Source organism: Flavobacterium chilense (assembly GCF_001602525.1).
Lineage (GTDB): Bacteria > Bacteroidota > Bacteroidia > Flavobacteriales > Flavobacteriaceae > Flavobacterium > Flavobacterium chilense.
This window is the reverse complement of the sequence record NZ_LSYT01000003.1, coordinates 370,530-386,140: the sequence shown is the minus strand read 5'-3', so window position 1 is coordinate 386,140 and position 15,611 is coordinate 370,530. Positions and strand designations below refer to the sequence as shown.

At 35.3% G+C, this 15,611-nt stretch carries 8 protein-coding genes; all 8 read right to left on the bottom strand.

Annotated features, from left to right (window positions below; all coding sequences use genetic code 11):
* Positions 1 to 27 precede the first annotated feature (27 nt).
* Positions 28 to 909: a sugar phosphate isomerase/epimerase family protein gene (locus tag A4F88_RS10850; protein WP_068842624.1), complete on the bottom strand. Its 882-nt coding sequence runs from the start codon at positions 907 to 909 to the stop codon at positions 28 to 30.
* 230 nt (positions 910 to 1,139) lie between these two features.
* Entirely contained in the window at positions 1,140 to 2,285 is a 1,146-nt protein-coding gene (locus A4F88_RS10845) for a sialidase family protein (protein WP_068842623.1), read from the bottom strand.
* Between the two features lie 143 nt (positions 2,286 to 2,428).
* On the bottom strand, positions 2,429 to 5,179 hold the full coding sequence (locus tag A4F88_RS10840) for a glycoside hydrolase family 78 protein (protein WP_068842622.1): 2,751 nt from the start codon (positions 5,177 to 5,179) through the stop codon (positions 2,429 to 2,431).
* Between the two features lie 176 nt (positions 5,180 to 5,355).
* Entirely contained in the window at positions 5,356 to 6,444 is a 1,089-nt protein-coding gene (locus A4F88_RS10835) for a HEAT repeat domain-containing protein (protein ID WP_068842621.1), read from the bottom strand.
* A 70-nt stretch (positions 6,445 to 6,514) separates the two neighbouring features.
* Complete coding sequence (locus A4F88_RS10830) at positions 6,515 to 8,083, bottom strand: MGH1-like glycoside hydrolase domain-containing protein (RefSeq protein WP_068842620.1); 1,569 nt, start codon at positions 8,081 to 8,083, stop codon at positions 6,515 to 6,517.
* 359 nt (positions 8,084 to 8,442) lie between these two features.
* Positions 8,443 to 10,893, bottom strand: coding sequence for a glycoside hydrolase family 95 protein (locus A4F88_RS10825; RefSeq protein ID WP_068842619.1), 2,451 nt, complete (start codon positions 10,891 to 10,893; stop codon positions 8,443 to 8,445).
* 261 nt (positions 10,894 to 11,154) lie between these two features.
* Positions 11,155 to 12,573 (bottom strand): acetylxylan esterase, encoded by a 1,419-nt coding sequence (locus A4F88_RS10820; protein ID WP_068842618.1) that lies wholly within the window; start codon positions 12,571 to 12,573, stop codon positions 11,155 to 11,157.
* Positions 12,574 to 12,785: 212 nt separating this feature from the next.
* Positions 12,786 to 15,566 carry a glycoside hydrolase family 78 protein gene (locus A4F88_RS10815; protein ID WP_143155029.1) on the bottom strand — a complete coding sequence of 927 codons (2,781 nt, stop codon included), beginning with the start codon at positions 15,564 to 15,566 and terminating at the stop codon, positions 12,786 to 12,788.
* Between the last annotated feature and the right edge of the window lie 45 nt (positions 15,567 to 15,611).

The following is a 15,611-nucleotide window of genomic DNA, read 5'->3' as shown; positions in this document are numbered from 1 at the left end:
CTGTTAGGTCTTCATTCAGACGTAAAATTAATTCTGGAAAATGCGTTTTAAATAAGCCACATTAGCTCCGTAATTGGCTTTTACATTATGCACTTGCGTTACATCGCGAGAACGTTCTACAATCAACCATCCGCTCCATTTCATTTCGTCCAAAGTTTGTTTGATTTTTGGCATATCAATCGCTTTGTCATTTTCTAACCAAAATTGATCGGTATTCGAAGCGTGAATCTGAGCTAAATATTTCTTCCCTAAGATTTTCAATTCCGAAGAAATATCTCTTTTATTATCTAAAGCATTCGCAAAATTGAAAGAACTTTTAATGTATTTTGAACCGACTTCGTCTAAAAGTTTTTTCTCTTCTGTAGCGCTCAAAGAAGTTTCCATTGCAATTACTCCACCAATTTTCCCCACTTCTTTTCCTGCCCATTGCAGTCTTTTAATCACTTCTGGACGTAACTCCGGATTTTTAACTAAATCCGTTTGTGTTCCTAATGGAAGATAAGCCACTTTTACTTTCATGTCTTTCATAGCTTTGATACAATCCACAATCATTGGTGTGATTTCTCTTGTGGCAAAAGACTGTGCATAAAATCCAGACATGGCAATTGAACTGATTCCAACGCCAGTTTCTTTTGATTTATCTAAAAATTTTTGCCTTTCAACTGGATCACCCAGTTTGCTGTCAAAAGTTGGTCTATTTCCTAAACCTCCCATATCTAGTTCGATTCCGTCCGCTTTTATTTCAGCTGCTAAAGCAAAAGAACCTAATTTTTGTCTTTTTAAAATCATCCAGTCACAAACCGCCACTTTATATTTTTGTTTTTTGGAAGATTGAGCCGTTGCACAGCTATTGAATGTTGCTGATAGAACAACAAGCATTGCAATAAATAAATGTTTTTTAGATTTCATGCTTTATATTTTTTTGCCACAGATTATAAAGATTAAATGGATTAAAAAAAATCTGCTAAATCTGCGTGAAAAAAAATTACTCTCGCAGATTTTGGAGATTAATTAGAAAAAATCATTTTAATCCTTTTAATCTGTGGCTTTAGATTCTTTGCCACTAATTCCACGAATTTTCACGAATTAGTATTTAAAAAAATTTGTGGAAATTAGTGAAATTCGTGGCGAACTTTATTTTACTCTTCTTCCGCTTTTACTGCTGTTACCACTTTTCCTTCGTCACCCGGCCAAACACCGTTTTTGATTGGAAGTGCAACCAATTTACTTGGATCCACTTTTACGTATTTCAGTTTTTCTCTTCTCCAAGTATAGACGATATGAACCATTCCGTCAGAACTTTGAATCATTGAAGGATAAGAATATTGGCTGATTTTTGAATCTTCTAAAACTAAAGCCGCATTCCAATTGATTCCGTCTTTAGAAACCGAAACATTCAAAGGCGTTCTTGGCCCTTTTGCTTCTTTTCCCGGAGGAAGAACATGATTGTAAACTAGTAAATGCCTGCCGTCTTTAAGTGTTACAGCATCAGTTCCTGAGTTGTTATTTGGAAGTCCGATTAACTCTACATCAGACCAGGTTTTTCCGTTGTCTTTTGAGAATGTACTGAAAATGGCTCTATTTCTAGTTCTTCCGATAGCTTGAATACTTCCATCTTTGTGAAATAAAATACTTGGCTGAATCGCATTTATTTTTTGTTTTCCTCTTGGAAGCGTATCGCCCATTACCCAAGTTTTCCCGAAATCTGGAGTAGATTCCATACGAAGTCTCCAACCGTCACCTTCAATACTTGACGGACATAATAAAGTGCCGTTGCTTAATAAAACAGGTTTGTTTTTGATTGGCCCTAAGAAACCATCTGGCATTTTTTGAGCTTCAGACCATGTTTTTCCGCCATCAGATGAAGTTCTGATTACGCCCCACCATTCCGATGGTTTTGGCCCGATTTTGTAGAATAACATTAAATCGCCACCCGGAATTTGATATAAAACCGGATTCCACGTTGGTAATCTTGGGCCTTCTTTCATCACACCATCAGCAACTTTCACACCTTCACCCCATTTATCGCTTCCTTTAGGTTTGATGGAAACGTAAATACAAACATCAGGATGCCTTTCGTGAGTTCCTCCAAACCAAGATGAAACTAAATCACCATTTGATGCTTCGACAATTGTAACGGCGTGGCAAGACGGATAAGGCGCTTTATCATAAATAAACTCATCTACTAAAATTCCTTCTTTCCAAGTCTTTTTCTCTAAAGCCGATTTACAACTTCCTAAAAGGAAAAGTCCAAACAAGACAAATGCTAATTTTGTTATCTTCATTCTTAATTAAATTATGAATTATTTTTTCTGACTATAAATACACACCTAACATTTTTTTAGGTAAAAATATTTATTAAGTGTAAAAATAACACTAAAAAATTAACAATGTATCCTGTACTGTCCCGAATTATTAAAAATGCAAATTATTTAACGCTAATTGCAAAATTTCCTGACGAAAGTGTGATAACTGTTTGATTTTTTTCCGTTGAATAAACATAAGAAGTCTTATCCAGTTTCTGTTTATTAATGGAAATATTCGAAATATCAGTTGTTGGAAGATATACAATTGCAGAAGTATTTGCAGGAATCGTAATATTCCAAACCAAGGCCTTTTTATCTTTTTTCCAGTCACTTTTAATTGTTCCATAAATTGATTCGTATGAAGCACTTACATAAGTCAATCCGGCATTAAAATCGGGTTTCATAATAATTTGCTTGAAACCAGGAGTTTCAGGATTGCTTTTGATTCCTGCCATATTTTCATAATACCAAATCAGTAAATCGCCTAAAAGCATAACGTGATTTTGCGAATTCATTGCAGGATCGGCAGTGTTTCCGTTCCATAATTCCCAAATCGTAGTGGCGCCGTTTTCGACCATATAACCCCAGCTTGGATAAGTTTTATTTGAAGCTAATTTGAAAGCCAAATCGCCACGACCGAAATTGGTTAATGTTCGCATTAAAAACTGGGTTCCAATAACCCCAGTGCTTACATGACCGTTTTTAGTCACTTCCACTTCGTGTACCAGATTTTCGAAAACTTTTTGCTGTAAATTTTCCGGAGCCATTCCAAAAGTTAAAGGAAGTAAATTGGCTGTTACGGTATTATTAGCGTAATTGTTTTTGGATGCATTAAAATATTTAACGTTAAATGCTTTTTTAATTCTTGAAGCTAATTCATCATAATGTTTAATATCATTTTCGGCATTTGCGATTACAGCAAACTTTTTCATGGTATTTAAAAGCTGATAGAAAAATGCACTCGAAATCAATTCGCCATCTGTTAAACGAGAAGGATCTTTCGAACGAATTAATTCCAACGATTCTGGCGGAACACACCAATCGCCGTATTTATCTTTGGTCATAATATCATCAACCAAATAGTTTTCTTCCATATAATCCATCCATTTTTTCATCGACGGATATTGTTTCTCCACAACTTTTTTATCTCCAAACTGCTGATACAGCATATCAGCAACGGTAATATAAGTTCCCGGCCAAGTCACATTATCGCCGTAATAACGCCAAAAAGCTGGTGCAACATCTGGAATTCCGCCATCGATAGTTTGGGCATTTTTAATATCATCTAACCATTTTGCGTACAAAGTCTGATTATCAAATAAGAAACTTTCGCCGTAAGCTCCAGTCGTTCTATCTCCCAACCAAGGCTGACGCTCATTCCTCTGCGGACAATCAATTGGCATTCCTTTATAATTTCCGCTGATTCCCCACCAAGCATTTTTAAAAATCTGATTCATAATTGGGTTTGAAGAATCAAAAGTTCCTGTTGTAGCAATGTCATCATAAACGACTTTTCCAACGAAATTTTCTAAAGTAGGCTTAGTTTTGAAACCTGAAATTTCAACAAATCTAAATCCGTGAAAAATAAAACGAGGTTCCCAAACTTCTTCGCCTTCTCCTTTTAACGTATAAATATCCGTTGTTTTGGCATCACGTAAATTGGCAATATATAACGAACCGTCAGGCTGTAAAGATTCAGCAAATTTCATCGTGATTTTATCTCCTGCATTTCCTTTCACTTTCAACTGCAACCAACCCACCATATTTTGCCCCATATCCAAGATATAAGTTCCTTTTTGTGTTTGTTTGATTGAAATCGGTTTTACTTCGCGTTTAATTTTCATATTCGCCGACATCTGTCCTTCGTAGAATCCACCTGGTTCCTGAACATATTCTGCCGAAAGCCATTTCTTATCATTAAAATTAATGGTATTCCAGCCTTTCATTTCTTTACGGGCATCGTATTCCTCGCCGTCGTATTCGTTGTTGGATAAGATTGGTCCATCAGTCGTTATCTTCCAAGTGTCATCTGTGCGAATAACATCTTTGCTTCCATCCGTATATTCTACAAACAACTGCAAAGCCATTTTAGGGTAACCAAAAGTTTTGATTTTATAAGGTTTATAATCTTGACGCATCGTAAAAAAACGTCCGTTTCCTAAAATCGTTCCCAACGCGTTTTTTCCTTCCTGAAATTGCGAAGTCACATCAAAAACATTGTATTTTACATTCTTTGTATAATCCGTAGGAACGGGAGCTAAAACCTGATCACCAATTTTATTTCCGTTAATGTATAACTCGTACAAGCCCATTCCCATGATATAAACCTTGGCACTTTTGACTTTCTTTTTAAAGTCAATTTCTTTTCTTAAATATCTTGCTGATAATCTGGAATATTGCGAAATACTATCTCCTGGAGAAGTTTTCTCATAACCAATCCAACGAGTCGATTTCCAGTCGGCATAAGTTAAAATTCCAATACTGAAATGTGCCATTTCTTTTGATTGAACCTCGCCTTTATTCGTAAAAACATTTACTTTCCAATAAACGTCTTGTCTGTCTTTTAGCTTTTTTCCGTTATAAATTACATTTACAGATTCGTCGCTTTGTACTTTTCCGCTGTCCCATAAATCTCCGTTTCCTGCATTTAGTTTTTCTAAAGATGAAGAAGCTGTGATTTGATAAGCTGTTTGTTTTACATCATTAATATCTGCTTTTATTTTCCAGCTCAGTCTTGGCTGCAAAATATCAATTCCTTCCGGATTGGTCAGCATTTCGCATTTTAAATCACTTACAATAATTTTGTTTTGGGCTTTCGCCGAAATTGTGAATAGTGAAATGATTAAGGTAAGATGTAAAAAAAACTTTTTCATGATTTTATTTTCAGTCCCAGAGGGACGATATATTTATAGATTTTATAATAACAAGTTCAATAAGCTCCAGCGGAGTGACATAATTTTCTATAGGTATCGCTCCGTTGGAGCTTTTATCATTTGGATCTTTATTTTGCTATAAATATTAAGCTTCTCCGAAGCTCAAAATTAGATTGTTAAGGATTTACAAATCGTCTTAATTTATCCAATGTGCCTAAACTCTCAAAAGCTATTTTATTCCGTTCTAATAACTTACTTGTTTCCCAGCGTATTTTCCACTCTGGGTCTTTCAGCTTTTGTCTCAGCTTCGATACTATAGATGGATTACTCTTTAAAACTTGTTCATCAATCCAATCAGAAAGAAATTCCAAGGCATTCAAACGAGTTTCAAATTCTTTATGATCCAAACCTTTTAGCAATGTTTCTCTAACCCTTTCCGCACCATAAGAATCTATTGTCTCGACTATAATCTCATTAATAACAGAAGAAAGTTCATTAACTTTATTTTGCTCTAATCCTATTTGGTAAACCCTTCTGAATTCATCCGAAAGAAAATCTGCCCATTTATCAAGATCTTCATCCTCACTCAATGCATAGTAGACAAACCTAACTTTATCAGGCTGTGTATAAAGATTGTTTTCACAAAAACGCTTTACTGACTCTAGATCTTTTACTGCCAATTTCTGAATGTCTTTAATCGCTTCTTCAGATTCCTCATATTCAAGATCGTAATATTCATCTAGCGTGATGATCTGGTCAAAATCATGAATAGGTTGGTAAACAATTTTATTTTCGCTCATAGTGCTTGGTGTAAACTTTGGAGTATACTTTTTTAGAAGTTCCTTAATTTCATTTTCAGATACATCGTAATCATCTATTTTTATTTCGATCGTTTTCTGCTTATAAACAAAAGTGAGGTAAAACTCCTTGTATGACAAATTGTACTTTGCCGTGTGTTCTGTTTTGGCGATAACTCTTGGAAATACAATATCTTTCCATTCATAAAAAATCTCATTAAGTTCTAATCCTTCTTGCGAGAATACTATTTTTTTATGAAAATTAAAAAGAGTCATTACCGCCTTTTTTCCATAAACGATGATAAACAAAACAGCGACAATTGGTAATACTAAATTGCTAAATTTAAATGTAATTTTTTCAATATTTATGAGTGATAAAAAGTAAATGCCTAAAACCACAAATACCATATTCCATGCAATATGAAATACACCTCCTTTGATTGAATAATTTAATAATGTTTTCTCCAAATTTTATTCTTAACTAAATCAATTTTAACTACTAAACCTGACAAGTTTTAAAAAACTGTTGGTTTTAAAATTATTCAGAAACTAACTTTTCCAATTTCTCAGAAACCGCAATTTCTTTTCCATTTTTAAAGATTCTAAAACCTTTTCCTTTTTTATATTTTTCTCCAGTTTTATCCCAAAGAATCGTAATAATATTCCCGTGATACAAAACATTATCCAAACAAAACCAATCCCATTTTTCTTGCGGAATCAACGGATTTACTTCAATTTTTTCATCAGCTCTCGGACGTAAACCAACCAATCCTGTAATAACTAAATCATTAAATGTCGAATGATTGTAGTAACGGCTTCTTTCTCTGTCGCCCATTAACCAATAACCCGTTGTTTCGTCCAAATATTCGCCAAGATATGGTTTTCCTCTGTAATATTGAGATTGCACATATAAATCCATTTGTTTGAAATAATCTGTTTTCGCAACATAATTCTGATTGTAATTATTTAAAACATTAGCTAAAGCCGTTAAGGTCTGCGAACTTGCAAATGGCCAAATCGCACCATCCCATTCACAGGTTCCTGTTCCATGAGTTCTAAATCTCGGACTTCTTCTTTCAGCCGTTGTCAAACCAAATGGTGCCGAAAATCCTTTTTCATCTTTAATCTGTTCCCAGGCTTTTTCAAATCCTTTCCCATTTTCAGGAAGATCAAAATACCAAGGAATAAACCCAATCGCTTCCCTAACTTGTGCTAAAGTATCTTTTTCTGTTAAAGTTTCAAAAAACTCACTTTTTGAATTCCATAATTTGGTTTCAACTAATTGTTGTAAAACGTCAGCTTTTGCTTTGAATTTGGTTTCTGTTTCCTTATCACCTTTCAGCTCAGCCATTTTAGAAACCGCTACAGCATTCCCGTACATATAACTGTTAATTGTTGGTCTAGCATTTTGTACTTTTCTTCCTCCGCTTAAAGATTCTTCCATTCCATCTTTCACATCATGTTGCCAGAACAAACCATCTTTACGCTGACGATCTTTTTCCCAAACCGCATAATCAGTGATCATATCTGGATACAAATCCAATAAAAATTTTTCATCCTTATTCACTAAATAACGATTGTACAAAGCATCGGCTGTCCAACTGCTGAATTTATACAATTTGTTCATTGGTTTTCCATCATTTCCTCTATACCAAAGTTTGACATCCTGCTCGATATATTTCGGATCGTGAACCCATCTGAATTCATTGATATGATGTCCCAAAGCACAACTGATCATATTGTATTTGTCGGCATACGAACGATCTACCAAAAACTCTGTAATTGCAAACCCTTGTGGTGTATTTTTAATATGTTTTCGAACACTCCACCAACGGAAATAATAGATTTCCTCAAAATTCTGCTGTGGACATTCAAACAACGGAATATTCTTTTCCATCCAAGCCCAAGCACTGTCATTCGGAATCGCAAATTTTAAATTCTCGTCTTCCATCGTGTTGAAATAATCAACATAATGTTTGAAGTTTTTTTCTTTTAAAATAACCGATTTTCCTTTTTGAGAATGTTCTGCAGTCGATTTGCAACCGCTGTTTATACAAGCGATTACTATTAAAAGCGTTATTATTTTATGTTTGAAATGTTGTAACATATTCTAATTATTTTTTTTAAACTAATTCTTTGGGCCTGTCCCTCTGGGTCGTGCTGTCCGTTCCCGCTTCCCGATGAAAAATCGGGAGAGCTCCACTTCCATCACTCACGCAAGAGACCTTTACGTTTTCCTACTCTTTCAAGGTTTACTAATCCTGCAAGGTTTTAAAAACCTTGTAGGTATGTTATTTTTTTTAATACAATCTTGTCATTTCGACGAAGGAGAAATCTTTGTAAGTAGCTCCGCGCCGAAAGTCCAATCTTTGTCGAGCTTCTAACGGAGATTCCTCGTTCCTCGGAATGACAAACTGTACGTAAACCCGACAGGTTTTCAAAACCTGTCGGGTTTAATTTGTTATTTTAATTCCCAGTAAAAATATAAGTCTGCCCAGCTTTCATATTTACATCATAAATATTGTACGTTGGCAACTGTACTTTAGGCAATTTTGCTTCTTTAGAAATTATCGGTTTCTTCACTTCCACATCGTAAAACAACATATTTGGATTTTTTCCTTTTGCTTTTTTGATTGAAGATCCTTTCAGCGTGTTTTCTACTTTTAACCTACAATTCCCTCCAATTTTCGAATAGATTTTTAATTCAGAAACTTTATTGTTTTTCCAAGTCATATCAATTACAAAACCGCCTCTAGCAACCAATCCTTTTATGCTTCCATCTTTCCAAACACTTGGTAGTGCCGGCAATAAATGAATCGCATCTTCCTGACTCTGCATCAGCATTTCAGCAAAACCGGCAGTACATCCAAAGTTTCCATCAATTTGAAAAGGCTGATGCGCGTCTAACATATTCGGATACGTTCCACCACCTTTTCTTTGATCTGCCGTTACCAAATGCAATTGATCCTGAATTAATTTATAAGCGTGATTTCCGTCTAATAATCTCGCCCACAAGTTCACTTTCCATCCCATTGACCACCCAGTAGATTCGTCTGTTCTGTAAATTAAAGATTGTTTAGCGGCTTCAAATAATTCAGGTGTTTTAGTTGGTGAAATCTGATTACTCGGATACAATCCGTACAAATGCGAAACATGTCTGTGATTGTCTTTCGGATTGTCCCAATCATCCTGCCATTCCTGCAACTGATTGTGTTTTCCAATTTTCATTGGAGCCATTTTTGCCAAAGCATCACTTATTTTTTTCACAAAAGCAGCATCTGGAGCAACCAAAGCCGAAGCTTCCATAACATGTGTAAACAAATCAAAAACCAACTGATTATCCATTGTCGTTCCTGATGCAATTGTCGATTTTCCAGTTCCTCCAGCGTGTGTGTTTTCTGGAGAACTTGAAGGAACTACAACCAAATATCCTGTGTTTGGATCTACAATCATGAAGTCTAAAAAGAAATCGGCAGCGCCTTTCATGATCGGATAAATCTCTGCTAAATACTTTTTATCTCCTGTATACAAATATCTTTCCCATAAATCCTGACAAACCCAAGCACCACCAGTCGGCCACATTCCCGAAGCAGCTGAATCTACTGGAGCTGTAACGCGCCAAATATCAGTGTTGTGATGTAAAACCCATCCGTTGGCATTGTACATTGTTCTAGCCGTTTCTCCACCAGTTAGACTTAATTCTTTTGCCATTTGTACAAAAGGTTCGTGCATTTCCTGCAGGTTGGTTACCTGTGCAGGCCAATAATTCATTTCGGCATTAATGTTTGTGGTGTACTTACTGTCCCAAGGCGGAGTCACCATATCGTTCCAAATTCCTTGTAAATTCGCTGGCTGTCCGCCCGGCTGTGAACTCGAAATTAAAAGATAACGTCCGAATTGGAAATATAACGACGCTAATTGAGGATCAAATTGTTTCGAAAAATCTCTGATTCTTTCGTTTGTAGGTTTCTTTAGTAATTCATTCGAACCTAAATCTAAAGATACTCTGTTGAAGAATTTTTGGTAATAATCAACATGGGCTTTCTTTATTGTTTCAAAATCTTTTACTTCGGCCTTAGCCAAATAATCTTTGCTTTTTGCAATTTCATCTCCTGAAATGTCCTGATAGTTTTTGAAATTAGTTGCAATCGAAATGTACAAAGTCACTTCATCAGCCTTGTTAATGCTTAAAACGCCATTGCTGACATCGATTTGGCCACCTTTATTTTTAGCACTTAATCTTCCCTGAAATTTTACTTTTCCTTTTACGCCTTCAAAGTTAGTCCCAACTCCTGAAAGTATAATCTGGTTTCCTTCTGTCGAAGCAACCGTTTTATCAATCGGACTGTTCATAAAAACATTACAAGTAATCTGTCCCGGCTGACTTGCAGAAAGCTTTACTACAATAACCTGATCTAAAAATGCGGTTAGAATTTCTCGTGTAAATTCAACTCCATTTACTTTGTATTTTACTTTTGTAGTAGCGTTGCTGATGTCTAAATCACGGTAATAATCGGTATATTTTTGATGTCCATTGAATGAAATATAAACGCTTCCAAAAGTCTGATACGGCATTCCATCATTCGTCTGCGACATAATATCTTGTGTTGCCAAATCTTGTGCTTCATCAAACTTCCCGTCAAAAATCAACTGACGAACAATTGGAAGTGCTTTCAAAGATTTTGAATGTGCATTACTGTTTGGAGAACCCGCCCAAATGGTTTCTTCATTCAATTGTAAACGTTCTACTGCCGGATCACCAAAAACCATTGCGCCCAAACGTCCGTTGCCTAAAGGCAAAGCTTCGTTCCAGATTGCAGCTGGTTTATCATACCATAATTTTAGGTTACTTTGAGCTGTTGCAGTCAAGGAAAAAATTCCTATACAGATTACCGTTACTTTAATTTTTAACTTCATAAATATTTTTTTTCTTGCCACGAATTACACGAATTAACACTAATTTCTTTTTTAAATTTTTAATTCAATTTCTCTAATTTATTTTGCCACAGATTAAAAGGATTTCCACTAATTAAAAATCTGCTAGATCTGCTAAATCTGCGTGAAAATTTTACTCCCGAAGATTTTGCAGATTAAGGAGATAAAAAAATCCTTTTAATCTGTGTAATCTGTGGCAAAAAAATAATTCGTGCCAATTCGTGAAATTAGTGGCAAACTCTATTACTTCTTAACCTCGTAAACTTTCAGATTTTTTTCTCCAAACATTTCATATAATTTATTGATGTCTTTTAAAGCATTCGCTGGCAGTTTTTCGCCTTTATCTCCAAAGACAAGCAACTTTTCCTTTGGCTCAATCACACAACTCGATTCGTCGATTTCACCTTTATCGTTCTTCACTTTATTCAAATCTAAATTTAAATATTTCGCCATAAACGGATACAAAGCCATACGTTTCGAGATTCCGAAATCATGTCCTTCTTTCGCAAAATGAGCATTTTCGACTAAATCTTTCTTTCCGTATAATTCATAGGTTCTTTGGATAAAAGGAAATTCCAATTCTGGAACTGCTAATGTCCAGTCTTTTCCGTCAGAAACAATCAATTGCGGTTTTGGTGCCATCATTGCTGAGATTTCGGCGTTATTAGTTCCGTTTCCGCATAAGTGAATTCCACGTCCGCTTTCGCATGGACAACCGCCTGAAAAGTGAGACGAAACCATTACAACTGGAGCTGAAACTTTAACTCTGTCATCAATTGCGGCTAAAAACATCGTGTGCGATCCTCCACCAGAACCTCCTGTAACGCCAACTCTTGACATATCAGCATTTTTTACCGTTGCCAAATAATCCAATAAACGAATTCCAGTTAAAACCTGAACCGTAGATGCAATGCTGTTTCTATGTGTTTCTTCTGGAAATTGTAGTAACGATTCTCCCCAAGCAAATAAATCGTAACCTACCACAATTGCTCCCATTTTTGCCATCATAGCACAACGATATTGCTCATCTTTTCTATATCTTCCGTCGCCAAAATGTCCGTCAGGAGTTAAAATAACAGCTGCTTTTTTATTTAACGGATATGGTTTGTAAATCGATCCTGTCGCATAAACACCAGGCAAAATTTCCAATGCAATATTTTCGACACTGTAATCTTTATAAATTCTTTTTGGAGTTAAAAGTGGTTTAGACTTCGGTGTAGGGGGCGCCTTATCCAAACCAAATGATTCAATCATACAAGCTTTTAACTCCGTTTTACGTTTTTCCCATTCTTCTTTGGTCGAGTAAAGACTTTCTAAGTAAAACAAACGTTCTTTTCCTTTATCAACCGAAACTTTATGGTTTTCATACTTGCGTATGATGTAGGTTCCATCGGGTTGTTTAAAATACATCAATTCAAACGGCGCTAAAATGTTCGTTAACGAAAGTGCTAAATTTCCAGGTTCAATTCTCCAGTCGGCATAATCTAGTTCTTTTCCTTTTAATAAACCTCTGTCATCGTTGATCGTAACATTAAAAACAGTTTCTATTTTTTTAAGGGTTTCTGATACTGGCTTTCTAAAATTCGTATCAGAAGTACTTTGTGCATTGGCAAATGTCAAAGCTAAGATGGAAACTAAGAAGATGTATTTTATTTTTTTCATTTTGATATTCAACACATTTTTTGAATTGCCTCCTGCTTTAGCTGGAGGAAAACAAATTGATTTTTTAAATTGGCTTTAGCCGAACTTATTCATTTGGCTAAAGCCTTGTGACTTACTTTATTTTAAACCTCCAGCTAAAGCTGGAGGCAATTGATTTTTTCTACTTTTTCGAGTTTATTTACAATTCATAACTCATAACTCATAATTCATAATTACAATTGACATTCTATTGTATAAATTCCTGAACCAAGTTCTAGCATCGGTTTCTTATCTTTTTCATCAAAACCTGCTCTAACCTTTTTATTATCAATTTTTATTTCTGAATTTTTAGCAACTGGTAATTTTACTGTCGCTGTTGTATTCACAGGAATCTGAACTGTCAAAATAAATTTGCCATCTTTCTTTTCCCAAGAAGAAGCAATTTTTCCATAAACCGATTGATAATCTGCTTTCGCGAAAGTCATATCGCCGACTACTTCCGGCTGAATAAAGAAATGTTTGAAACCCGGTTTTTCAGGATCAGACATAATTCCGGCTAAACTTTGATAAAACCATTCTTCAATTTGACCTAGCATAAAATGATTCCAAGAATTTCCTTTTCTCGGATCCCATTGCTCGGTTAAAGTGGTCAAGCCAAATTTAATCTGAAAACCATAACCCGGCGCATCGTAATGATTGTGCATTCTGTACATGGTTTCGTTTTCGCCATTTCTTTCCAAAGTCTGAAATAAATAACGATTTCCAACATCTCCCGTTGTCAGACGATCTCCTTTTTCTTTGATATCTGCTAGTAAATTCTGCATTACTGCCTCTTTATATTGCGGTTCTACGATATCCATAAATATCGGAACGGCGTTGCTAAACTGACTATTGGTACCGTACTGTTTGGTTTCTTCGTTGAAAAATGCCGCATTGAAAGCTGTTTTAATCTCAGAAGCCAAAGCATTATATTTCTCAAAATCTTCGGTTTTTCCTAGTAATTTTGATGCTTTTGCTACTAAATAAGTTCCATAATAATAGTGCGAAGTCGCAGAAAGCGCAATCGGACTATTCTTTGAATATCCTGCAGGATGCGTTCCGTAATCGTACCAATCGCCTAATCCGTGTGAAACGATATGATTTGTTGCTTTCGTTCCCAAATAATCCACATAGTTTTTCATTACAGGAAAATATTTCTCTAATAATGAAGCATCTCCGTAATATTCATAATACATCCAAGGCAGAATTACGCCTGTAACACCCCATTCTGGAGAATCGGTAAAATCACCTCCAAAAATTACATATTCTGGAACTATTGTCGGAATTAAACCATTGTCTCTTTGCGAATCAGAAATATTCTGCATCGTTGCTGGAAGGAAAGTCTGTAAGTTATAATTGAACATTAAACCTGGGCCATTCAGCTGAATTTCTTCTAGCCAGCCTAACTTTTCACGTTGCGGACAATCGGTAAAAACACTTTGGAAATTACTTTTAATCGAGTTATTGATTAGTTCATGTGTTTTGTTGAAAATCTCATTTGAACATGAAAAACTTCCTGCTTCTCCTGCCGAATTGTAAATGAAATTCGATTTTAAATCAACCAAAGTTGGAAGCTCTTTATTTTTATCTTCTTTATAATTAATGTTTTCAATTTGAACATATTGATAACCGTAGAAACTAAATTTTGGCGTCCATTCTTCCACTCCATCGCCTTTTAAAGTATAATCGTAATAGTATGGTTTTCCTGATCTTCCCTGCGCTATTGTTCCTTCTTCATTTAAACCTTCAGCCACCCAAACACGAATCGTCTGTCCTCTTTTTCCTTTTACTTTAATGGTTGGAAATCCAGAGAGATTTTGCCCCATATCAAAAACATAGAAATTGGGTTTCAGTTCTTTTACGGTTTTAACTTCGTATTGTTTCTGAATGGTAACTGGCGATGCGGTCTGCGGTCTCAAAACTCCTTTTGGCGCTTCCTGAATCACTACTTTTTTCCAATCTCTATCTTTGAAACCTTTACGACCCCAACCTTTTTGCTCTAAATTGGCATTGTAATCTTCTCCTCCAAAAATACTGTTATACGTAATCGGACTCTTGCTATATTTCCAAGATCTATCTGACTTTATAATTTCTTCTGAACCATCATTATATTTGATTTTCATTTTGAAGAATAAAGTCGGCGGTCCAAAACTCACGAAGAATTTGGTATATCTTTCAGCAAGCGTATTGTACATTCCGTTTCCTAACAAAACGCCAATTACGTTATCGCCTTTTTGAAATTCTTTTGCACTTAATTCGTAAACATTGTAGTTAACCGTTTTATCATAATCTGTCCATAAAGGTGCAAATTGGCTGTTACCCACTTTTTTACCATTGATAGTTAATTCGTAATGTCCTAAACCTGAAATATAAACAACAGCTTCTTTGACTACTTTCTCTATTTCGAAAGGTTTGCGCAACATAATACTTCTACGTGCCAAAGAATCGGAAGCATTGATAAAGGACATCTTTTTTTCTCTGTTGAAAGTGGCTGTGTGGTAGTTTCTACCTTCCGGCAAATGACTGTCGGCTTTGGTAATTGCACCAATCCAAGTTGCGTTTAAATCTGATTCTAACGAAGCAGTTCTAAAAGAAGCGACTTTACTCCATTTAGAAATTTTTCCTTCCTGATTCCAAACTTTTACTTTCCAGAAATATTTAGTTTCATTTTTTAATGGATTTCCGTTGTAAACAATATGGAGATTTTTATCGGTATTTACTCTTCCAGAATTCCAAATATCTCCTTCGTCATTATTTAATTTTTCTTCTGATGAGGCTACCAAAATAATGTAAGCGATTTGTGATGCATCAGATTCTTTTGAAATCAATTGCCAGCTCAATCTCGGCTGATTCTGAATTACTGCTAATGGGTTTTCAGCCATTTCTGTTGCTAAACGTATAGGCAGAATTTGTCCATTCGAAATGAAAAAGAAAAAAACAAAAATGAAGGTTAATATGGATTTTGAAATATTCACTTTATAAATTTTTAATTGAACCATTAAGATATTAAGTAAATTAAG